This window comes from Motilibacter deserti (assembly GCF_011250635.1).
Lineage (GTDB): Bacteria > Actinomycetota > Actinomycetes > Motilibacterales > Motilibacteraceae > Motilibacter_A > Motilibacter_A deserti.
The window spans coordinates 56,961-79,567 of the sequence record NZ_JAANNP010000004.1; the positions used below are offsets into that span (position 1 = coordinate 56,961).

Genomic DNA, 22,607 nt, shown 5'->3' on the forward strand with positions numbered 1-22,607 from the left:
ACGCCGGACCGCCCGGCTCGCACAGCAGGGGAGCAGCAATGAGCCACATCGTTCCGACCGAAGGCCCGGACGACGCGCTGGGGCACGTGAGCCTGGGCGACCCCGGCGAGATCCCCGTCGAGGGCGGGCGTGCCCGTCTCCCGCTCCCGGGCGACGAGGACGACGCGCACGGCCACCGGGTCATCGCCGCGCAGGGTGACGAGGGCGGCCAGGGCGAGCAGGGCGGCGACGAGCCCCGCCTCATCGCGCAGTAGGGCCTCGGCCCACCCCAGTGGCCGGGGACGCGTCTGCCGCGTCCCCGGCCGCTGCTGTCCACCGCCCGTACCGTCCTCCGGAGAGACCCGTGCCGGCTCGAACCCGCGGCCGCTACCGCAGCGCCCTGCGCTCGCGCGACCTGCGCGTCCTGCTCGCCGCGTTCACCGTGGACGCGATCGGCAGCTGGGCATACAACGTCGTCCTCGTCGTCTACGTGTTCGACCGGACCGGCTCCGCGGGCATGATCGCGGTCACCACCGCGTGCGGCTGGCTGCCCCGGCTCCTCTTCTCCGCGTACGCCGGGGTGCTCGCCGACCGCTACGAGCGCTCGCGGGTCATGGTCATGTCCGCCCTCGTGTGCAGTGCGGTGACCTTCGCGCTGGCCGCCGTCCTCGCCGTCGACGGGCCGCTGGCGATCGTCCTCGGGCTGCACGCGCTCATCGCGCTGTGCAACACGCCGTACGCGCCGGCCGTGCAGGCGGTCGTCCCGGACACCGTGCCGGAGGAGGACCTCGCCCCGGCCAACGCGCTCTTCGGGTCCCTCGAGAACCTCGTCACCGTGGCCGGCCCGGCCATCGGCGCGCTGCTGCTGCTCACCGGTGAGCCCGAGGTCGGCGTGCTCCTGGACGCCGTCACCTTCCTGCTCGCAGCCGTCATGCTCTCCCGGCTCCGGGTACGCAGCCGCGGGGACGCCGCCGACGGGCGGAGCCCGCTCGGGCGGCAGCTCGCCGCGGGCGTGGCCGCCCTGCGAGCCGAGCGAACGGCCCTCGTCCTCACCGTGTATTGCGCGCTCGACAGCGCGGTCTACGGCGCGCTCACCGTGCTCTTCGTCCCGCTCAGCGTGAAGTACGGGACCGGCCCCGACGGCTACGGCTACCTGCTCGCGAGCATGGCGCTGGGCGGCGTCCTCGCCGCAGGCCTGGTCAACCAGCTCGCGTCGGCACCCCGTCTCGCGCCCGTCATCGTGGGCGGCATGTGCCTGCTGGCGCTGCCCGTCGCCCTGGCCGCGCAGGTGCCGTGGCCGGTGCTCGGCGCGCTCGTCCTCGTGATCTCCGGCGCAGGGATGCTCGCCGTCGACGTGCTCGCGGTGACGGCGCTGCAGCGCGACGTGCCGAGCAACGTGCTCAGCCGGGTCTTCGGGATCCTCAACTCGCTCGTGCTTGCCGCCATCCTGCTTTCCAGCGCCGCGACGAGCGCGCTGCTGAGCGTGCTGTCGCTCGAGGCCACCGCGGCCCTCGTCGGGCTGGGCATCGCCGCGGTCAGCGTCGCCGGGATGGCGCCCCTGCTGCGCGCCGACCGGTCCTCTGCCGACGACGTCCGGCTGCTCGGCCGGCGAGTCGCGCTCCTCGAAGGCCTGGACCTCTTCGCCGGCGCGACCCGCCCGACGATGGAGCAGCTGGCCCGCTCGGCGCAGGAGGTCGAGCTCGCCGATGGAGACGTGGCCGTCGCGGAGGGCGATCCGGCCGACGCGCTCTACGTCCTCGTGCACGGTACGGTCACGGTCACCGCACGAGGATCGCTGCTGGCGGAGCTGTCGGCCCCCGCGTACTTCGGCGAGATCGGTGTGCTGCGCGGCGTCCCCCGGACGGCGACCGTGACGGCGGCGGAGCCGGTGTCGCTCTGGCGGGTGTCGGGCGCCGACTTCCTCACCGCGCTGGAGACGGGCAGCGCGAGCCCGGCGATGCTCGGGACGGTCAGTGCTCGGCTGGCGCGAGGCGGGGTGCCGGCGGTCGTGCATCCGGCGCCGGCGGGGGCTTGAGCCAAGGCTGTGGGCCCGCGGGCCTGATGGCGGCCGGCGCGGCGACCGCCTGTGGATCGTCGGGGAAGGCGTGCGGTCAGCTGCGGCAAGGTCGCAGCCGTGACCATCTCAGTGGCGAGCGAGCCGTCGGCAGGACTGCCGCCTGGCCCGCGAGCGCTGCTCGAGGAGGCGCTCGGCGAGCTTCAGGCGCTGGATCCGGAGAGCGTGTCCGCGACCGGGCTCGCGGACGCGATCCGGACCGTGCAGACGTGGGAGCGGCGGCTCGCGGCGTTCCGGGCGCGGCTGGTCGGCGAGTTCGAGGCACGCGGGGCGTGCCTGGCCGAGGGCGCGCTGAGCCCGACGGCCTGGCTGGAGCGCGAGCTGAACCTGACGCGGGGTGAGGCGCACGCGGCCCGCCGTGCAGCGCGTGTGTCGCGGGCGCTGCCGGAAGTCGCGGCCGCGTTCGCCTCGGGGGAGCTGACTGCGCGGCAGATCGACCAGCTCGGTCATGTCGTCGACCGGCACGGCGCAGGTGCCGTCCGGCAGTTCGAGCCGGAACTGGTGTCGGTCGGCCGGACAGCTCCGGCGAAGGAGCTCGGCGCGGTGTTGCGCCGGGTCGAGCACGGGTTGGACCCTGACCGGGCACGCGAGGCCGAGCTGCGACGGCTGGCGGGCAGGCACCTGACGCTGACGCGCACCGGCGACGGGATGTGGGACGTGCACGGCATGCTCGCGCCGGAAGACGGCGAGGTGCTGCAGTCCGCGCTGCTACCGCTCGCCGGCCCGGTCCCGCAGCCGGACGGTTCCGAGGACCTGCGGTTGAGCGGCGAACGACAGCTTGACGCGCTCGTCGAGCTGTGCCGGAGGGCACTGGACCGGGGCGACCTCCCGGACCTCGGCGGGGACAAGCCCCACGTCACGCTCGTGGTCGACCTCGCGACGCTGCGCCAGGAGAGCGTGTGGGGAGGGAGCTCGGCGTCGGCGCTGTGGGGTGCCTCGCTGGGCAGAGACGCGTTGCTGCGGCTCTGTTGCGACTCCTCGGTCTCGACCGTGGTCTCCGACGGTCTCGCGGTGGGACGACTCGATCCCGCCGCCCTTGGCGCCCTCCGGGACGGGCAGGGTCGGCTGTCGGGCCTCGGGCTACCCCTGGCCTCCGGGCGGACCATCCGCTCGGTGTCACCCGCCCAGCGCCGGGCGCTCGTCATGCGCGACGGAGGGTGTGTGTTCCCCGCGTGCGCGCGATCACCCGGCTTCAGCGACGCGCATCACGTCGTCCACTGGGCCCATGGAGGTGACACGGAGCTCGCGAACCTCGCCAGTCGTTGAGACATCCCCCTGCGGCGACCGCGCTCGACAGACTTCCTCAATCTTCACATTCGTCTCCCGGTGCACCTGCCGACGTGGAAGGCTGTCGCGACGAACACTCAACGGGGAGGACTGCACGGTGGTCGTGATACCAGAGGAACTCATTACCCTTGCTGCCGACAAGAGGCTGATACCGTTCCTGGGGGCGGGCTTCTCCGATTCCTTAAACCTTCCGACATGGGAGTCGATGCTGCGAGCTTTATGTACTAGCATCGAGGGTTCGCTATCCTTCGACGAGCTTCGGCAGGCAACTGGGAACGATTATTTGCAGATCGCCGAGTATCTCTATCTCAAATGCGACCGCCACATTGGGCCGATTCGACACCAACTTGAGCGTAGCTTGAGCTCTCACATCAGCCCCCTGGTGTCTGACCCCCACCTAGAACTCGCAAATCTAGGTGCGCCACAGATCTACACAACGAACTATGACGACCTCATCGAGGAAACCTATAGGCGACTCGCGCTGCCGGTGAGCGTGGTTGTGCTGCCGAAGCATGTAGCACTTGCTCACACCGACCGTACTCAGATTGTGAAGTATCATGGTGACCTTCAACACGAACAGACACTAGTCCTGACGGAGTCGGCGTACTACAAACGACTGGACTTCGAGTCGCCAATGGACTTGAAGTTCCGTTCTGACCTGTTGGGCAAGTCGGTCTTGTTTATGGGTTACAGCTTCCGTGATGTGAATATTCGTATCGTGTGGTTCAAGCTCATGGAGATGATGCGGGATATTCCAGAGGCCGACCGCCGCCCCTCATACATAGTGCGTTTGGAATCGAACGCAGCCCTTGAAGAGCTCTATAGTGCTGTAGGGCTGAAGACTGTCGTACTCAGTCCTGACGGGCCGGTGAAGGACCGCGCAGATCGGGCACGCTTGCTCGCTGATTTCCTGCTCGAGTTGTCTACACGTGCAGGCACGCGTGCCTCCGGTGGACAGGTAATTGCATCCGGGGCGCTGCTTCGTGCCGTCGAAACGCAGATTCAAGAAACCGAACGCATCTTCTCGCCATTTCTTGGTGAGCCGAGGCTTGGCGGCGCGGGCATCCTCGGAGCACGCGATAAATATGTCGGCAAGTTGCTGAGTGCGGTGATTCCCGAGCCGCACGTGAGCGCGACGCATCAGGCGCTGGAGAAGGCCATGCCCTACCTAGGGATGGATGACTTTGTCAGTATCGCACGCCGGATTCCGGCGTCGCGCACGTTGACAGAGAATGTCGTCCGGATGCTGGCGGCCGGCGGTCATGAAGAGGCGCGGTCGACGAAGCGGCGACTAGTTCACTCTCTCTCTGACTGGTCCAAAATCTGGAGTTGTCCCGTTGGCTCGAAGACAGCCGACTTCGTGCTGCGGGCCTTCGCCAAGGAGATTACGTACCAGAGCCAGCAGGGGGCGGACGAGGATATCGCCTACTTGGCGGACCTTGTCGCTCGCATCAGTCAGGGCGACCTCGTTGATGGGTCCAAGGTGGATGCTCTCCGAGGAGAGGCGGCCGAACTGCTTGGCATTGCGCGGCTTGTCTATCCGAGTATCGGCGACCTTCAGCCGGCCCGGGACGCTCCTCCCCAACTCAGCTCCGTACTGCAGGAGGTTTCCCAGCGAGCGACGGCGTTTGCGCCGGTTGAGTTGCCACGTGCCGCCCTCGACTCTCTCAGAATGAAAGAACTCAGGCTGAATATTGACGGCAGAGAAGGAGTCAGAGCGCGCCCACAACCCGCGCCTCGTCGCCGACCGTCCGTCGCACGCCCGTCTTGACTTGAAGTAGCAACGTAACTCGTTGGCGCTGCTGCTGGTGGCTCGACCAGGCTGAGGCGTCCTTCTGGTCGTGGCGGCTTGTCGGTGCGGAGGAGTGCGTCAAGGGCGCGGAGCGGCGGAGCGCACCCTTGACGCGCGAGGGAGCGCTGGCAGGCTGCAGCGACGGGAAGGGCGCTAGGGAAACGTCCCGCGCTCCGTCAGCCCCCAGTCCTAGGCTCTGGGACTGGAGGTGGTGCGCGTGGGAGACTTCCGAGCGCAGCGGATGCCCTCGCCTGAGGGGCGAGGCATCGCGCGCGGGCGCTGGCAGCAGGCGTGGGACGCGTACTCGCGCGCGGTGGAGAAGGCCGCGGCCCCTGTGGTGGAGCCTCTGCTGCGGCCGATCACGAGCCGCATCGGGGCTGCCCGCGCGGAGGAGACGCTGGGCTTCTGGCTGCTCTGGCACCTGGAGGGCGGCTTCGAGGGGCTCCAGCGGCTCGGGATGAGCCGGTCCGGCGTGTACCGGCGGGTGGCGGCCTTCCGCAAGCTGACCGGCGTCCATCCCGACGAGTTCAAGCTGCCCGGCGTAACGCTCGATCTAGAGGCGTATGTCGCTGCCTCGGCCTCAACGGGGCCTCAGCAGGCGGAGCCGCCGCCCATCGGGGACGAGCCAGACACCACGTCCTAGTCGCACAGTCCGGGACTAAGCGGGCACTTCGAGCTATAGTCCCACCTCGTGGGACTAGAGCAGCGCCTGGCGGCGCCCGTTGGTGCGACGTGGGCGCTGTCGCTGTACCCGGAAGCGGCCGAGGGTGGCGGCTGCTTCGTTCCGTCGCGTCCGCCGGCCCGGAGAACGGGCCGACGAGGCGCGGCCGAGCATCCAGAGCGGGCGCGGACGGAGGCCGCGCGCCGCGCGCGGGCGGCGCTGCGCCGGTACTGCGCGGCGAACCGGCTGAACCGGCTGGGGACGTTGACCTATCGCGGCGCCGGGTGCCATGACCCGGCCCAGGCCCGCGCCGATGCCGCCGGCTTCTTTCGCGCTCTGCGCGACGGGCTCGGCGGCCGGCCGCTGCCGTATGTGTGGGTGCCCGAGTGGCACAAGTCCGGGCACGGGCTGCACCTGCACTTCGCGGTCGGCCGGTTCGTCCGCCGGTCGCTAATCGAGTCGTCATGGGGACGCGGTTTCGTTCACATCAAGCTCCTCGGCGACCTGCCCGTCGGTGCCGGGCCGCTGGGAGAGGCGCGCAGAGCGGCGGGCTACCTGTCCAAGTACGTCGCGAAGTCCTTCAGCGACGATGACCGGCCGGCGGGGCTGCACCGTTACGACGTAGCGCAGGGTTTCCAGCCCCGCAAGCAGCGGCTCACTGCCACCTCGTCCGCCGGCGTGCTCGCAGCCGCGTCCGCTGTGATGGGCTCTGCGCCGGAACGTATCTGGTCGTCGGCCGAGGTGGAGGACTGGCAGGGGCCGCCGGCGCTGTGGGCGCAGTGGGCGGCCTGACCCGGCATGGCGCGACGCGCGGGCAAGCGGTCTGCTGTCTCGATGGAGGACGTGCGGGCGTGGGTGGAGCGGTCGTGCGAGGAGCAGGGCCTGCCGGTGCATCTGGAGGACCCGGCGACGCTGGGCAAGGTGCAGGCGCTGCTGACCGGGACGGCGCCGAAGCCGCGGGCGCAAGCGCGCAGCGCGAGCACGCGGGCCGGGGCCGGCCGGTCAGACCCTCCACCTTGGGGTGATTCTGTTGATGTCCAGGGACTGGGCTCCGCGGGTGCCGGGGGCGATGATCGCGTGGTCGAGGACGGCGGCGACGATCGCGCGCTGCCGGTCCAGGTTCAGCTCGGCCCATTGGGCGCGTAGCTGCTGCCCGTTGCCGGCCCATTCGGCGGCGCGGCCACTCGCGGACGCCCGCGAAAGTCGGCGTTTGGCGTCGCTGATCCTCGCCTCGATCGGCTTGCGGGCGGTCATCCACTCGGCGGCGGTAATGGCCTTCGCCGCGTAGAGGCCGGCGAGCTCGTCCAGCTGTGCGGTGTCGGCCTCGATCGCTTCGGCGAGGGCTGCGCTGGCGGCGTCGGCGGTGGCCTCCTTGCGCAGCGAGCGGGCGAAGCCGGGGCTGTCCAGGCGCAGCAGCACGGCGTCGGCGATGAACTGCTCGAGCGGGTCGGCGGTGATGGTGATGCGGCCGCAGCCGGTGAAGTCGGCGCCGGTCTTGCAGACGTACCGGCGGACCCCGGCGCGCGGGTGCGACATCAACGTCGCGCCGCACAGCGAGCAGCGCAGCATTCCGGCGAGCAGGTATCGCCGGGCGGTGCGGCTGACACGGCGTGCGGGGTCGTCGAGCAAGGCGCGGATCCTGTCGGTCTGCTCCGGGGGGATGATCGGGGGCCACACGGCGGGGCCGACGATTGCTCCGCGTTGCTCGCGCTGCCCGCTGATCCGGCCGGAGCGCAGCAGCCCGCGCAGCGTCGGGGATCGCCACGCGCCTCCGGCGGACGTGGGGATTTCCTGGTCGTTGAGCCAGCGGGTAAGCGACGCGAGCGATTCCCCGGCCAGCAGCCGGGCCGCGAGGTCCTTGACGATCGCGGCCTCGTCCGGGCGCAGTGTCAGGCGGTCGCGCTCGTAGCCGAACGGGCGCGTCCCGCCGCCGTGCGCGGCGCCGGCCTGGGCCAGCTCGTCCATCTTGCGGCGCACGCGCCGCGACTTCGCCGCGCTCTCGTTTGCCGCCACAGCAGCCATGATCCGCGCGATCAGGAGGCCGTCACCTGTACCGAGGTTCGTGTCTCCGTGTGCGGTCGCCACCGGCACGCGGGCGGCGTCGCAGACTGTCGCGAACTCTTCAAGCTCGATCGGTCGGCGGTGCAGCCGGTCCAGGTGGTACGCGATCACCATGTCGCGGGCGCCTGCCTCGATGTCGGTGAGCATGTCCCGGTAGCGGGGGCGGGCCTTGCCCGAGTACGCCGAGGTGTCGTTGTCGACGTACTCCTCGGCGACCTGCCAGCCACGGCCCGCCGCGAGGTTGCGGCAATCCTCCAGCTGTCGGGTGACGCCGAGGCCGGTGCCGTCACGGTCGTCGGAGATGCGGGCGTAGATGGCGGCGGCAAGCACGGGTCGGGGCACGAGGGCACACTAGCGACTGTTGAGGAACCTCGTCCTGCTCTGCCATCGGCATCACGCCCTCGTCCACGGCGACGGGTGGATCATCCAACCCGACCCCGAGCGGCCAGGGCTCTTCCGGCTCAGGCGGCCGGGCGGCGGCCCGACCATCCGTTGCGAGCATCGAGTCGACCGGGATGTGGGTCGCAAGCTGCAGCTGTAGTGGGCTTCAGCGAATTCCGCTGCCGTGGTAGCTGCACGGAGGCGTTTCCGCCGCGTTCGGTGCACGCGCTCTTGCGCGTGCGCCGAGCTTGCCGTCGGTCCACGCAGCTCCGCCTCGGCGAGAGCACGACAAGGAACAGGGCCTACGCGAACCACGCCGTGCACGGGCTGCCACGCGAGCGGGCAGTCGTGCCGCGGCCGGCCGCGCTGGCTATATGAGCTCCTCGACGACTCGGGACTGCGTGACGTGTGAACCCCGAGCCCCGAACCCCGAGCCCCGAACCCTGAGCCCCGAGCCCTGAGCCCCGAGCCCCGAGCCCCGAGCCAAGCGTTCCCGGAGCGCCCCACGCCTGGTCCACGACCGGCGACCTCAGCTACCCCACCGCTGCGGTGCTTGCGGTCAGCTCCTCGAGCAGCCGGTCGGCGGACGTGACGACAGCGCACCGCTGCGCGGCGTACTCCAGCGCGCTGCGGTGGTGGTCGGCCGAGAAGTCCGCGAGCGCGTCGGCGACGAAGAACGCCTGGATGTCGCGCATGAAGGCTTCGTTCGCCGTTGCCAAGCAGCCGATGTGCGCGTACACGCCGGTGATGACGAGCTGGTCCCGCCCCGTCTCCGCGAGCAGGTCGGCCAGCTTAGTGCGCTGGAAGGCGCTGTAGCGCCACTTGGTGAGGAGCACGTCATCGGGCTCGGGCGCGAGAGGCTCGATGATCGCCGAGCCCTCGTCCCCCGGGATGCCGTCGCCCCAGAAGTCCTGTTGCAGCCCGCGCTGCTCACGCGTCTGGCCGCCGGGCTGCGCGCTATAGACGACGGGGATGCCGAGGGCGCGCGCTCCAGCGGCGAGGGCGCGGATGTGGGCGATCACGTCGGTCAGCGGCGAAGCACCCGGCTCGAAGGCGCCGAGGAAGTACCTCTGCATGTCGTGCACCAGCAGCACGGCTCGACGGGGGTCCGGACGCCAGTCGACGCGGTTCTGAGGCAGCGAATCAACCATCGGCAGCGGGTAGGGCGCGATGCGCGGCAGAGCCATCGGGGGCCTCTTCCTGAGGGTTCGAGAAGGCGGATGTGCTGAAGTGCGCTGCAGGTGAGCTGTGATCTGAACTGCAGCGGGGATTGCGACCCTGGCCGTCGTCGGCTGTGCGATCAGGTTCGTCCGTGGGCTGACCAGAAACGTCGGCCAGGCTGTTGGCAGGCCGTCCGCGGACCTGGGACTAGGGTCGTCAGGGAATCTGTGATCAGGGCCGCAAGGAGGCAGCGAGCGACTCGCGCAGCTGTTTGCGGCTGACCTTGCCTACGCCCGTCTGCGCGAAGGCGTCGACGAACTTCACCAGGTCCGGCACCTTGTAGGCGGCGAGCCCGCGTTCGCGCAGGAACTTCTTGAGCGCGGGGGCGCTGGGCGCCTCGCCACGAGGCACGACCACGGCGCAGCTGCGCTCGCCGAGATAAGCGTCGGGGACCGCGACGACCGCGGCGTCGTGCACCGCGGGATGGGCGAGCAGGTGGTTCTCGATCTCCTCGGCCGCGATCTTCTCGCCGCCGCGGTTGATCTGGTCCTTGTCCCGCCCCGTCACGACGAGGTAGCCCTCGGGGGTGACCCGGACGAGGTCTCCGGTGCGGTAGAACCCGTCCCTCGTGAAGGCCGAGCGGTTGTGCTCCTCAGCGCGGTAGTAGCCGCGGATGGTGTACGGCCCGCGCGTCAGCAGGTGGCCCACCTCTCCGGCGGGTACGTCCTGGTCCTCGTCGTCGACGACCCGGACCTCGTCGTCGGGGGATATCGGCCGCCCTTGCGTCGCGAGGATGATGTCGTCCGGGTCGTGGAGCCGCGTGTAGTTGACGAGGCCCTCGGCCATCCCGAAGACCTGCTGGAGTCCGCACCCGAGCGTCGGCCGCACCCGCCGCGCGACCTCCTCGCTGAGCTTGGAGCCGCCTACCTGCAGGACCTCCAGCGACGACAGGTCGTGCTCGAGACGGGCGGCCGAGTCGAGCCACAGGAGCGCGAGGGGTGGGACGAGGGCCGTGATGGTGACCCGCTCGCGTTCGATCAGAGCCAGCGCGGTCGCCGGGCTCGGGTCCGGCGCGAGGACGACGGTGCCGCCGGCGTACAGCGTCCCGAGCACGCCGGGGGAGCTGAGCGGGAAGTTGTGCGCGACGGGGAGCGCGGCGAGGTAGACGCTGGACGGGTCCAGCCCGCAGATCTTCGCACTCGCCCGGACGCTGTAGAGGTAGTCGTCGTGCGTCCGCGGGATGAGCTTCGGCACGCCGGTGCTGCCGCCGGACAACTGCAGGAAGGCAACATCGGAGGGAGCTGGATCGGCAAGCGGCCGCGGAGCGTCACGCAGGTCGTCGATCGACGTGAAGCTTCCCGGGTCGTCGCCCACCACGAGCACGTGGCGCAAGGACGGGGCGGCGCCCTGCGCCTCGTAGCCGAGGGCTCGGTAGTCGAAGCCCGCGTGATGGCCCGGGACGATGTAGGCGACGGCCTCGGTGAACGAGCAGAAGTACGTGATCTCGCTGCTGCGATGGGCGGGAAGCGCGAACACCGGTAGCGCGCCGACGCGCCACAGCGCGAAGCAGACCTCGAAGAACTCCGCGACGTTCGGCAGTTGGAGCACCACGCGGTCCTGGGCGCGGATGCCGATCCGGTGCAGCCCGGCGGCCAGGCGGTCGGCGCGCTCGTCGAGCTCTGAGTACGTCCACCGCCGCTCGCCGTCCACGACCGCTACCCGGTCGGCGTAGCGCTCGGCGAGCTCGCGGAGCATGGAGCCGAACGTCTGCCCCGCCCAGTAGCCCACCTCGCGGTAGCGCCGGACGAACTCCTCGGGCCACGGGACGTAGCCCGGTAGCTCCTGCTGCTTCGCGCTCTTGGTGTCCGTGCTCACGCGGCACCGCCCAGGCCGAGCGCGTCGAGGAAGGTCCCGAACTTGGCGCTGGTCTCATCGAGCTCGTCCTGGGGGCGGGAGCCCGGGACGATGCCCGCCCCCGCGTACACCCGAACAGAGCTTCCGGAGACTTCGCCGCAGCGGATCGTGACGGCCCACTCGCCGTCACCGGACGCGTCGCACCACCCGACCGTGCCGGAGTAGAACCCGCGGTCGAAGGGCTCGACCTGGGCGATGACGTCACGTGCCTTCGCGACGGGCGTGCCGCAGACGGCAGGGGTCGGGTGCAGGGCCAGGGCGAGGTCGAGCGAGGTGGTCTCGTCGCTCAGCAGTTCCCCTGAGATCTCGCTGCCGAGGTGCCACATCGTGGCGGTCTGCACGAGCGAGGGGCCTGCGACCGAGACGTGTCGGCACAGCGGGCGCAGCCCCTCGACGACCGCCTCGGCGACCACGGCGTGCTCGCGCAGGTTCTTCGCCGAGCGCAGCAGCTCCTCCGCTCGGCGGACGTCCTCCATAGGGTTCGCGCTGCGCGGCACCGAGCCGGCGAGCGGGTTCGCCCGGGCCACCCCGTCGATGCGCGACACGAGCAGCTCGGGGCTGGCCCCGACCAACGTTCGTGCCGGGGCGGGGGCGGCGGCCGGGAGCTCGACGGCGAAGGCGTAGCCGCGGGGGTCGCGGTACGCCAGCCGGGCGAGCAGGGCCGCGACGTCGACCGGAGCGGAGGTGCGTACGTCGAGGGCACGCGCCAGGACAACCTTCTCCACGTCACCCGACGACATCCGCCCGAGAGCCGCGGCGACGCCGGCCTTGTAGTCCTCCGGCTCGGGCACCGGCCTCACGACGGCTTCCGCCGCGAAGGGTGCAGCGGGCCGCGGCACCGAGGGGCTGAGCGGTGCGCCCCACGTGGCGTGCACGGGGACGGACAGCGCGGCGCCGCGTCCGGGGTCGAAGGGCACCGCGCCGACCACGATCGCCGGGTCGCCGGCGGCCGTCGCCTCCTCGAGCAGTCGGCGGACGGCGGCGCCGAGGTCGGCGGGCGGCGGCCCGGCCGGCAGCCGCGCGGACACCCCTTCGGCGAGCAAGGTGTGCCGCGGCGACGCGAAGAAGGCCGACGTCCCCGGCGCGTAGCCGGCGAGCAACTGCTGCGCCGGCAAGGACATGGCGGGGGTCTCCAGCTGTGCGGTCACGAGTTCTCCTGGGAAAGTCTTTCAGGCGCGCAAGGTCGCGCCGCCGTCGACGTACAGGTCGTGCATGGTGATGTGGCGCGCGGCGTCGGAGACGAGGAAGAGGACCGCCTCCGCGACGTCCTCCGGGTCTGCGATGCGGCCGAGCGGGATGCCGACGCGGTACGTGCCGGGGTCGCCGGCGATGACGGCGTCCGCGCCGTCGGGGCCGGACCACAGCCCGCGCTGCATGTCGGTGAGGGTCGAGCCCGGCGAGACGACGTTGCAGCGGATGCCGTGCGGCGCCAGCTCCAGGCCGAGGCACTTGGTGAACTGCGTCGCGGCCGCCTTGGACGCTGCGTACGCCGACATCGACATCCGGGGGACCCCGGCGGCGTTCGAGCCGACGGTGACGATGCAGCCGCGCTGACGGGCCAGCATCCGCCGCGCCGCGGCACGCGAGGCGACGAACACGCCGGTCGCGTTCACGGCGAGGGTCGCGTCCCAGTCCTCGTCGGAGAGATCGACGACCGGGCCGGGCCGCAGGATGCCCGCGACGTTCACCAGCGTGTGGAGCGGGCCGAGGCGGCGCTCGACGTCGGCGACGACGCCGTCGACCGCAGGCCGGTCGGTGACGTCGACGGAGTAGGGCAGCGACGGGGTGCCGCGGGCGCGGAGCGCCGCGGAGGTGTCCTCCGCGGCGCTCGCGTCGGCGTCGAGCACGGCGACGGACGCGCCCTCGCTGGCGAGGGCCGTGGCCACGGCAGCGCCGATGCCACGTCCCGCGCCCGTCACGAGGGCGACGGTCCCGTCGATGCCGGGACGTCCGAGGGGTGTCACAGCCCCCCGATCTCCTCGAGGACCGCGGCCGGGGCGGGGGCGTCCGCAGCCTCGAGCTCGGCGACGGCGCGCTGGAGGTAGCGGGCGCCTTCGCGCGACGCGACCAGGTCGCCGGCCGCGGTCCAGTTGCCGCGGGCCAGAGCGCGCTCGAGGTCCTTGAGCGCCCTGTGCAGGTCGCGGTCGGACGTGGCGTACGGCTTCAGTGCGGCGAGCACGCGGGCAGCCGTGGACTTGTCGTCCGTGGCGGTCGCACCCGGCTTCACGATCGCGACGGTGTCGTCGCCCTTGTTCGTCACGAAGACCTGGTCGTAGAGCGTGTCGACGGCCGGCGAGTTGGCCCGCGGCCCCACCGGCAGGGACCACTTGAGGTCACCGGTGGCGGTGTCGATCGCCCACAGCGCCCCGTCACCCTGGTTGGTGAAGTACGCCGTGTGCGTGCCCGCGTCGAGGTCGATGCCGAGGCCGCCGCTGTTGTTGCCGGCGTCCAGCGTCTTCACGACCTTCAGGGTCTTCGTGTCGAAGACCGTGATCGAGCCGTCGCTGTAGCCGGTGACGAAGCCGAGGCCGGTCTTCGGGTCGACGCTCACGTTCTGCGACGTCGCCGGCATCGGGATGACCTTCTTGATCTTCTTCGTCTTGCCGTCCACGACGGTGACGTCGCCGGCGAGGTGCACCACGTAGAAGTTCTTCGACGTCGGGTCGTACTCGACGTCCATCGCGTTCGCGCCGGCGCCGACCGGGATGAGCCCCTCGAGCGTGTTGGTCTCGCCGTCGATGACGGCCACCCGCTGGTTGTTGATCTCGGTGACGTAGAGCTTGTTGTTGCGGGTGTCGACCTCGAGCTGTCGGTTCTGCACGCCGAGCTCGATGGTCGCGACCTCGGTGTTCGTGTCGAGGTCGTAGACCGACACAGAGTTCTTGCGGGTGTTGCCGGTGTAGAGCGTGTTGGTCACCGGGTTGATCGCCAGTGCGTACGGCGCGGTGTCCGAGGACGGGATCGAGCCCGTCACCATGCCGGTCTTCGTGTCGACGACCTGGATCTGCGCGGTGTCGGTGTTCGTGCGGGTGCCGCCGCTCGCCACGTAGGTCTTGCCGGTGTAGGGGTTCGTCACGACCTCGTAGACGCCGAGGGCGACCTTGAAGCTGCCGGTCTTGGCCGGGCCGTCGGCGGCCGAGGCGGGGGACCCGGCGAGGCCGGTCACGGCGAGCGCGGCGCTCGCGGTGGCGACGGCCGCGATGCGGGCCGCGCCGGAAAGGCGGGAGCGCTGCTGGGAGAGCGACATGGAGGGGCCTCCGAGGGCATGAGGAATCGGTACGGCGCCGAGAGTAAGGCAAGCCTTACCTAAATCCGCAGGTCCCTGGCCGGTTCCCGCTAAGGTGAGGCTCGCCTAAGCTACTGGGCCGTGGCCTGCGCGGTGCAACCGAGCCCCGACGCAGCGCGACATCCGCCCTTCCCTTCCGCCTCAGGAGAGCTCGACCATGACGGACCGGACCGACTCGACGGGCACGCAGCCCCTGCGCACCGATGCCCTGCGCGCGGACGTGGCTGACATCCTCGGCGTGTCGCCCGCCGAGATCGGCGACGACGACGACCTCGTCGACGCCGGCCTGGACTCGGTGCGCCTGCTGGCGCTGCTCAACCGCTGGCAGGTCGCCGGGACGTCCGTCTCGTTCCTGGACCTGGCCGAGCGACCGACGGTCGCGGCGTGGGCGGGGCTGCTCGCTCCCGCGGGCGAGTGACGGCGACCGAGGCCGTACCCGCGGCCGTCTCTGGCCCCCGCGACGAGGCGCCCGCGAAGCGCCTGGCGTTGACCGGCGCCCAGCGGGGGGTGTGGTTCGCCCAGGCGATCGACCCGGCGAACCCGGTCTTCAACACCGGGGAGTACCTCGAGCTGCGCGGTGCCCTCGACCCGGCAGCACTTGTCGCTGCGGCCCAGCGCGCGGTCGTCGAGGCAGACGCCCTGCACGTCCGCTTCGCCGAGGACGGGTCCGGGGTGCCGTGGCAGCACCGGGTCCTGCCCGAGGCCGGCGAGATGCCGGTCATCGACGTGTCCGCTGAGGCCGACCCCCGCCAGGCGGCGGAGGACGCGATGCGCCGCGACCTGTGGCGGCCGCTCGACCTGTCGACGGACGCGATGTTCGCCAATGCGCTGTTCCGACTCGGTCCCGACCACTGGGCCTGGTACCACCGCTTCCACCACATCGTCATCGACTACTTCGGCATGTCGCTGCTCAGCCGGCGCGCCGCCGAGCTCTACTCGGCGCTCGTGGCCGACGCGGCGCCTGCCGCGTCCCGCTTCCGGCCGCTGGAGGAGCTCGTGGCCGAGGACGAGGCGTACGCCGCCTCTGCCCGGCACACGGACGACCGCGCGTACTGGACGCGGCGGCTCGCCGGACGTCCGGCGCAGGTCGGCCTCGCCCTGGGGTCGGCCCCGACCTCGCACCGCTTCACCCGCAGCGTGGCCGAGCTGCCGCCGGGGCTGCTCGAGCGGCTCGAGGCGGCCGCGGCCCGGCTCGGCACGGTCTGGCCGCAGCTGGTCGCCGCCGCGGCCGGCGTGCTGGTCTCCCGCGTCACCGGCTGCTCCGACGTCGTGCTCGGCTGGCCGGTGATGGGCCGGATGGGGTCGGTCGCCATGCGCGTGCCGGCCATGGTCGTCAACGTCCCGCCGCTGCGGTTGACGGTGGACGACGGGCAGCCGCTGTCCGCGCTGCTCGCGCACGTCGCGGCGGAGTCCCGCGAGGTGGCACGCCACGGGCGCTACCGCTACGAGGACCTGTCGCGCGACCTCGGTGTCGTCCCGGGAGGCCCCCGCCTGTTCGGGCCGCAGGTCAACGTCATGCCGTTCGAGCCGGACCTGCGCTTCGCGGGCATCGCGGCCGTGGCGCACAACCTCTCGGCCGGCCCGGTCGACGACCTCACCTTCAACGTCTATCTGCGCGGGCGCCACGAAGGCCTGCAGCTCGAGGTCGACGCGAACCCTGCGCTCTACTCGCCAGAGGCCGTGCGCGCGCACCAGCGCCGTCTCGTCCACCTGCTCGCGGCTCTCGCCGACGCCGACCCGGACACGCTCGTCGGCGACCTGGACGCGCTGCCTCCGGACGAGCGCGACCTCGTGGTCCGCGGCTGGAACGACACGGCCCGGCCCGTGCCGGCGACGACGTTGCCGGAGCTCTTCGCGGCGCAGGCCGCGCGCACGCCCACGGCCCTCGCGCTCGTCCCCGACGGCGGGCGCGCCCTGACCTACGTCGAGCTGGACGAGCGGGCCTCCCGTCTCGCGACGGTGCTACGAGCCCACGGCGCCGGCCCGGGACGCGTCGTGGCCGTGGCGCTGGACCGCTCGGTCGACCTGGTCGTGAGCCTGTACGCCGCGCACAAGGCCGGCGCGGCGTATCTCCCGCTCGACCCCGACCACCCGGCCGACCGGCTCGCCTTCATGCTCGAGGACGCGGCCCCGGTGTGCGTGGTGTGCGACGAGGCCACGGCCGGGCGGCTGCCCGCGGGCATGGCGACAGTCCGCGCCGACGACGCAGCCGCCAAACCGTCGGAGGACGCCGCCGGCTCGCCCGCCGGCCCCGACGACCCGGCGTACGTGATCTACACCTCGGGCTCGACAGGACGGCCGAAGGGCGTCGTCGTGCCGCACCGCGGCATCGTCAACCGGCTGCTCTGGATGCAGGACGCCTACCGGCTCGGCCCGGACGACCGCGTCGTGCAGAAGACCCCGGCCGGCTTCGATGTGTCGGTGTGGGAGTTCTTCTGGCCGCTGCTGGCCGGTGCCACCCTGGTGCTCGCGCGTCCCGGCGGGCACCGCGACCCGGCGTACCTCGCCGACCTCTTCGTGCGTGCGCGGGTCACGACCGCGCACTTCGTGCCTTCGATGCTGCAGGCCTTCCTCGACGAGCCGTCCGCCGCGGCCACCTGCGGGTCGCTGCGCCGTGTGGTCTGCAGCGGCGAGGCCCTGCCCGAGGCCGCCGTCCGGCGCTTCCACACGACGCTGCCGGGCGTCGAGCTGCACAACTTGTACGGCCCCACCGAGGCGTCGGTCGACGTGACCGCCTGGGCATGCCGGCCGGAGGCGCCAGCAGGCCCGGTGCCGATCGGCCGACCCGTCTGGAACACCCGCACGTACGTGCTGGACCAGCGCGGGCGCCCGGTGCCGGTCGGGGCGGTGGGGGAGCTGTATCTGGCCGGGGTGCAGGTCGCGGACGGCTACCTGAACCGGCCCGACCTCACGGCCGAGCGCTTCCTGCCCGACCCTTTCGTGCCCGGCGAGCGGATGTACCGCACCGGGGACCTGGCGCGCTGGCGGTTCGACGGGGCCCTGGACTACCTCGGCCGCAACGACGACCAGGTCAAGATCCGCGGCCAGCGCATCGAGCTCGGCGAGATCGAGTCGGTGCTGCAGGCTCACCCGTGCGTGTCGGCCGCCGCCGTGGTCGCCCGCGAGGACCGGCCGGGGGACCGCTACCTCGCGGCGTACGTCGTGCCGGCCGGCGACGTCGACGTCCCCGAGCTGCGCAAGCATCTCGCGAGGTCGCTGCCCGACGCCATGGTGCCCAGCGCGTTCGTCACCTTGGACGCGCTGCCGGTCACCGTCAACGGCAAGCTCGACCGCAAGGCCCTGCCGCAGCCCGTCCGGGACCAGAGCAACGGCGCTGACGTACCCAGAACGCCGATGCAGGAGATTCTCTGCGGCCTCTTCGCCGACGTCCTCGGCCTGGAGCGCGTCGGGCCCGACGACGGGTTCTTCGAGCTCGGCGGGCACTCGTTGCTCGCCGCCCAGCTCGCCGCCCGAGTGCGCGCGGTGCTCGGCCGTGACGTACCCCTCGGCTCGGTGTTCGCCGCGCCGACCCCCCGGGGGCTCGCTCAGCTGGTCGAGCAGGGCCGGGACGGTGACGCCCTGGCGGGCCTGCTCCCGCTGCGCTCCGGAGGCTCGGCCCCGGCGCTCTTCTGCATCCACCCGGCGGGCGGGCTTGGCTGGTGCTACGCCGGCCTGCTCCAGGAGGTCCCGCGGGAGCACCCGGTCTACGCGGTTCAGGCGCGCGGCCTCGACGGCCGGGAGGCGCTCCCGGGCTCCCTGCAGGAGATGGCGGCGGACTACGTACGCCAGATCCAGGCCGTGCAGCCCACCGGGCCGTACCACCTGCTCGGCTGGTCCGTGGGAGGAGTGATCGCCCACGAGACCGCCGTCCGGCTGCAGCAGGCCGGCGAGCAGGTCGGCGTCCTCGCGCTGCTCGACGCATACCCGAGCGAGCAGTGGGCCAGCCTTCCGCCGCCGGACGAGTCCGACGCGCTGACCGCGCTGCTGCTGATGGCCGGCCTCGACCCGGCGACGGCGCCGCTCCCACAGCCCCTGCGCCGGGAGGACGTCATCGCGCACCTGCGCGCGAACGGCAGCGCGGTCGGCGGGCTGGACGCGAGCACGCTGGCCGCGGTCGTCGGGGTCGTGGCCAACAACGCCGCGCTGATGCGAGCGCACCGGCACAGCGGCTTCGCCGGTGACGCCCTCTTCGTCGCCGCAACCCAGCCGGTCGCCCGCCCGTTGTTCGCCGTCCCCGACGGCACGCTCGACCGCGACGGCTGGGCGTCGCACATTTCGGGCGAACTACAACTCATGGAACTTGCGTGCACCCATCCCGAGCTCGTACGTCCCGATGTCCTGCGCGCCATCGCTTCCGTCGTCGCGCGGCGCCTGTCGCAGGCCCCGCAGCTGCTTCCCCCGAGGAGTGACCGATAGTGAGCCCCACCCGATCCCACCGCGCGGCGCGGCCGCGGCGACGCGGGCTCGTCCTGGCCGGCCGTCGCCCGCGTCTGCTGGCCGCGCTCCTCGGAGCCCTCGTCCTGGCGACGGGCAGTGCCGTGGCCGGGGGAGCGGCGATCGCGGCGGACGCAGGCCCTGAGGTCAAGACCACGAACGTCAGCGTCCCCGCGGGCGGCACCGTCTCGTTCACCGGCTCCGGCCTGGCTGCAGGTGCGCGGGTCGCCATCAAGCTCGACAGCGACACGCAGCTGAAGAACCCGGACGAGATGTCCGACGGCCGGTGGGTGGCCGACGCGAACGGCACGCTGCAGGGGAAGGTCGCGATCCCCGGCACGACGACGATCGGCGCGCACTGGCTGCAGTTCCTGGCCGCCGGCGGCGTCAGCATCCGGCAGGAGTTCACGGTCGCCTCCGTGAGCCTCGGCTTCGCCTACGCCGGCACGGAGCAGTCGTTCACCGGGAGCGGCTTCCTTCCCGGCACGCGGGTCACCGTGAAGCTCGACACCAATCCCATCCTCCCGAACCCGGCCGAGCCCGACGCGAAGTTCGTCGTCGACCAGGACGGCAAGCTCACCGGGACGGTCACGGTCCCCGCCGGGACGGCCCGCGGCACGCACACCCTGCAGTTCCTGGCCACCGGCGTCAGCATCAAGAGCCCGGAGTTCGCAGTCGTGGGCCTCACCCTGCCGACGGCGGCGGTCACCTCTGGCACGCCCATGACCTTCAGTGCGGCGGGCCTCCCGGCCGCGCGCAGCATCACCGTGAAGCTGGACGACAAGACGACTCTGACCAACCTCGCGACGACCGACGGCACCTTCGTGACAGCCGCCGACGGGTCACTGACCGGCACGGTCACCGTCCCGGCCGGGACGACCGCGGGAGCCCACCGGGTCCGGCTGCTGTCCAACCCGGGAGTGAGCGTCCGGAGCGCGGAGTTCAGCGTGCAGGCAGCTCCGGTCGCAGCGACCGTGGCCCTGGGGGCCACCAGCGTGCAAGCCGGAAGCGGGATACCGGTGTCCGGAACAGGGTTCCCGGGCGGGGCGAAGATCACGGTGAAGCTCGACGACGACGCGATCCTCACGACGTTCCCGGCCGGCGCGGACGGGACGTTCTCCACGACGGTAACGCTGCCGGCCGGGACCGCCGTGGGCTCGCACTCGCTGCGCTTCCTGGCGGGGCCGCCGGCGACCAGCGTCAAGAGCGAGAGCTTCACCGTGACGGCCGTGCCGACGACGCCCCCGCCGGCGTCGGTCCTGCTGGGCGCCTCGTCGGTGCAGGCGGGCAGCGCGATCCCGGTCTCCGGCACGGGCTTCCCCAGCGGGGCTACGGTCACGGTCAAGCTCGACGACGACGCGATCCTGACGACGTTCCCTGCCGGCGCTGACGGAGCCTTCGCGACGACCGTGACGGTGCCGGCTGACGCCGCCGCGGGCTCGCACTGGCTGCGGTTCCTGGCGGGGCCGCCGGCAACCAGCGTCAAGAGCGAGAGCTTCACCGTGACGGCCGTGCCCGTGGTGCGTGACCCCGAGGTGTCGCTCGGCGCGACGTCGGTCCAGGCCGGCTCGACGATCTCCTTCAGCGCGACGGCCTTCCCGGCCGGGCAGACGCTGAGCATCAAGCTCGACGACGTGAACCCGGTGCTGGGGACCTTCACGATCGGCGCGGACGGCTCGGCCTCCGGCGCTGTGACGATCCCCGCCTCGACGGCGGGCGGCTCGCACTGGCTGCGCTTCCTGGCGGCGAACCCGTCGACGAGCGTGAAGTCCGGGAGCTTCACGGTCACCGCTGCCCCGCAGCCCGATCCCACGGCGTCCGCGTCACCGACCGCGACCGCGTCACCGATCGCGTCCGCCTCGCCGTCGGCCACTCCTGCCGCGGCCTCTGCCACCCTGGGCAAGACCTCCGTGGCCGCGGGAGGCGAGCTGACCTTCAGCGTCAGCCGTTTCCCCGCCGGCCAGACCCTGACGGTCAAGCTCGACGACAACGCGATCCTGAAGACGTTCGCCATCGGCGCGAACGGCTCCGTGAACGGCTCGGTGACCGTGCCGGCCGGGACGAAGGCGGGAGCGCACTGGCTCCGCTTCCTGGCCGCGAACCCGTCGACCAGCGTGAAGTCCGAGAACTTCACCGTCACCGCAGCCGGAAGCTCGTCGGCTTCCCCGGCACCGAGCGCGTCCTCCTCCACGCCGGCCGACTCCGGGGGCGCAGCCAAGGCGACGCTGAAGGCGACCTCGGTCAGGGCGGGCAGCGCTCTCTCCTTCAGCGCCACCGGCTTCCCGGCCGGCAAGACCCTGACGGTCAAGCTCGACGACGCGCACATCCTGAAGACGTTCAAGGTCGGGACGGATGGGTCGGTGAACGGCTCGGTGACCCTCCCGAAGGCGACCAGGAACGGCGCGCACTGGCTGCGCTTCCTCGCGCCGGACCCCCCGACGAGCGTCAAGTCCGTCAACTTCACGGTGACGGGCAGCACGGCGTCCTCCGGGGCGTCGGGCTCGGGCTCCGGGTCATCCGGCGGGTCGGGGGGCGGCTCTTCCGGTTCCGGCTCTGTGGGCTCGAGCGGCTCGTCGGGGTCGGGCGGAAGCTCTGGCGGCACCACCTCGGGTGGCGCGGCGACAGGCTCTGCGTCCAGCGGCAGCGACCCGAGCACCGGCGCGAAGGCGACGCTTAGCGGCTCCTCCGTCGCACCGGGCGGCACGGTCTCGTTCACGGGGACCGGCTTCCCGGCCGGCGAGCAGCTGACGATCAAGCTCGATGACCAGGACATCCTGCAGCAGTTCTCGATCAGCTCGTCCGGGAGCGTCTCGGGCACTGTCACCGTGCCGGCCGCTACGCCGGCGGGGGCGCACTGGCTGCGCTTCCTCGCGCCCAACCCGCCGACCACCCTGAAGGCCGGGTTCACCGTCGTGGCGGCTGCAGGCGCGAGCGGGTCGACGGGCTCCACGGCGACCGGCACGGGCACTGGCACTGGCACCGCGACAGGTGCCACTGCGTCGGCAACGGGCGCGAGCGCGAGCGCCGGCGGGGCCACGGTCACGCTCGGCGCGTCGCTCGCGGCGGCGGGCGGTGAGCTGCCGTTCACCGGCTCGGGCTTCCCCGCGTCGGCGGACGTGACGGTGACGATCGACGACAAGGACGTGCTGACGACGTTGGCCACGGACGCGGCCGGCTCGCTCGCCGGGTCCGTGATCCTCCCGCTCGACACCCCGATCGGCAACCACTGGCTCACGTTCGCGGCGACCGGGCTGACGGCCGAGCTGAAGGTCGACTTCGTCACCAGCGCGTCGCCCAGCCCGGCCACGCTGGTGGCGGACACGATCGCGGCCGCGGCGTTGAACGGCGCGGAGGACGACGACCTGCCGCCGTGGGGCGTACTGCTCGCGGCCATCGCCGGTGCGGCGCTGCTCGGCGGCGCGGCCGGTGGCGGCGGCATTGCACTGATGCTGCAGCGCAGGGGGCTCGCCACCGCCTGACGCGGCCACCGCGGGCCGTGCGCGAGGGGTACGTCCTTGGCCGCCGCGGGAGGCCCGCGCCCCGGAACTACCCGGGACGAGGTCGAGGCCCGTCGTCG

The 22,607-nt window shown here is 72.0% G+C and carries 15 protein-coding genes; 9 read left to right on the forward strand and 6 right to left on the reverse strand.

Features of this window, described 5'->3' with window-relative positions; all coding sequences use genetic code 11:
* Positions 1 to 38: 38 nt before the first annotated feature.
* From G9H71_RS10010 to G9H71_RS10035, 6 genes are all read left to right on the forward strand, one after another.
* Entirely contained in the window at positions 39 to 254 is a 216-nt protein-coding gene (locus G9H71_RS10010) for a hypothetical protein (protein WP_166281326.1), read from the forward strand.
* Positions 255 to 271: 17 nt separating this feature from the next.
* Positions 272 to 2,014 carry an MFS transporter gene (locus G9H71_RS23645; RefSeq protein WP_196791929.1) on the forward strand — a complete coding sequence of 581 codons (1,743 nt, stop codon included), beginning with the start codon at positions 272 to 274 and terminating at the stop codon, positions 2,012 to 2,014.
* A 99-nt stretch (positions 2,015 to 2,113) separates the two neighbouring features.
* Positions 2,114 to 3,319, forward strand: a complete 1,206-nt coding sequence (locus tag G9H71_RS10020; RefSeq protein WP_166281330.1) for an HNH endonuclease signature motif containing protein — start codon at positions 2,114 to 2,116, stop codon at positions 3,317 to 3,319.
* A gap of 118 nt (positions 3,320 to 3,437) precedes the next feature.
* Positions 3,438 to 5,111: an SIR2 family protein gene (locus G9H71_RS10025; protein ID WP_166281332.1), complete on the forward strand. Its 1,674-nt coding sequence runs from the start codon at positions 3,438 to 3,440 to the stop codon at positions 5,109 to 5,111.
* Positions 5,112 to 5,349: 238 nt separating this feature from the next.
* Positions 5,350 to 5,775, forward strand: a complete 426-nt coding sequence (locus G9H71_RS10030; RefSeq protein WP_166281334.1) for a hypothetical protein — start codon at positions 5,350 to 5,352, stop codon at positions 5,773 to 5,775.
* A gap of 48 nt (positions 5,776 to 5,823) precedes the next feature.
* The gene (locus tag G9H71_RS10035; protein WP_231134549.1) at positions 5,824 to 6,585 is read left to right on the forward strand and encodes a rolling circle replication-associated protein; all 762 of its coding nucleotides are present in this window, start codon (positions 5,824 to 5,826) and stop codon (positions 6,583 to 6,585) included.
* Between the two features lie 210 nt (positions 6,586 to 6,795).
* Here the strand turns inward: G9H71_RS10035 and G9H71_RS10040 are convergent, their stop codons facing one another.
* The 6 genes from G9H71_RS10040 to G9H71_RS23665 form a co-directional block, all read right to left on the reverse strand.
* A complete protein-coding gene (locus tag G9H71_RS10040) occupies positions 6,796 to 8,184 on the reverse strand; it encodes a recombinase family protein (RefSeq protein WP_166281336.1) in 1,389 nt (462 codons plus the stop codon).
* Positions 8,185 to 8,768: 584 nt separating this feature from the next.
* Positions 8,769 to 9,422, reverse strand: a complete 654-nt coding sequence (locus G9H71_RS10045; RefSeq protein ID WP_166281338.1) for an isochorismatase family protein — start codon at positions 9,420 to 9,422, stop codon at positions 8,769 to 8,771.
* 205 nt (positions 9,423 to 9,627) lie between these two features.
* Complete coding sequence (locus G9H71_RS10050) at positions 9,628 to 11,271, reverse strand: (2,3-dihydroxybenzoyl)adenylate synthase (RefSeq protein ID WP_166281340.1); 1,644 nt, start codon at positions 11,269 to 11,271, stop codon at positions 9,628 to 9,630.
* On the reverse strand, positions 11,268 to 12,458 hold the full coding sequence (locus tag G9H71_RS10055; RefSeq protein ID WP_331272885.1) for an isochorismate synthase: 1,191 nt from the start codon (positions 12,456 to 12,458) through the stop codon (positions 11,268 to 11,270). The genes G9H71_RS10050 and G9H71_RS10055 overlap by 4 nt, the downstream gene beginning before the upstream one ends.
* Before the next feature lie 21 nt (positions 12,459 to 12,479).
* Positions 12,480 to 13,274 (reverse strand): 2,3-dihydro-2,3-dihydroxybenzoate dehydrogenase, encoded by a 795-nt coding sequence (locus tag G9H71_RS10060; protein ID WP_166281342.1) that lies wholly within the window; start codon positions 13,272 to 13,274, stop codon positions 12,480 to 12,482.
* Positions 13,271 to 14,557: a YncE family protein gene (locus G9H71_RS23665; protein WP_166281344.1), complete on the reverse strand. Its 1,287-nt coding sequence runs from the start codon at positions 14,555 to 14,557 to the stop codon at positions 13,271 to 13,273. The genes G9H71_RS10060 and G9H71_RS23665 overlap by 4 nt, the downstream gene beginning before the upstream one ends.
* A 196-nt stretch (positions 14,558 to 14,753) precedes the next feature.
* Here G9H71_RS23665 and G9H71_RS10070 point away from each other — a divergent pair, with 196 nt between their 5' ends.
* Genes G9H71_RS10070 through G9H71_RS10080 form a run of 3 tightly spaced genes read left to right on the forward strand, consistent with a single transcriptional unit; the run spans position 14,754 to position 22,509 of the window.
* A complete protein-coding gene (locus tag G9H71_RS10070; RefSeq protein ID WP_166281346.1) occupies positions 14,754 to 15,014 on the forward strand; it encodes a phosphopantetheine-binding protein in 261 nt (86 codons plus the stop codon).
* The gene (locus tag G9H71_RS10075) at positions 15,011 to 19,012 is read left to right on the forward strand and encodes a non-ribosomal peptide synthetase (RefSeq protein WP_166281348.1); all 4,002 of its coding nucleotides are present in this window, start codon (positions 15,011 to 15,013) and stop codon (positions 19,010 to 19,012) included. Before G9H71_RS10070 ends, G9H71_RS10075 begins: the two co-directional genes overlap by 4 nt.
* Positions 19,012 to 22,509, forward strand: coding sequence for an alpha-2-macroglobulin family protein (locus tag G9H71_RS10080; protein ID WP_166281350.1), 3,498 nt, complete (start codon positions 19,012 to 19,014; stop codon positions 22,507 to 22,509). Before G9H71_RS10075 ends, G9H71_RS10080 begins: the two co-directional genes overlap by 1 nt.
* Positions 22,510 to 22,607 lie beyond the last annotated feature (98 nt).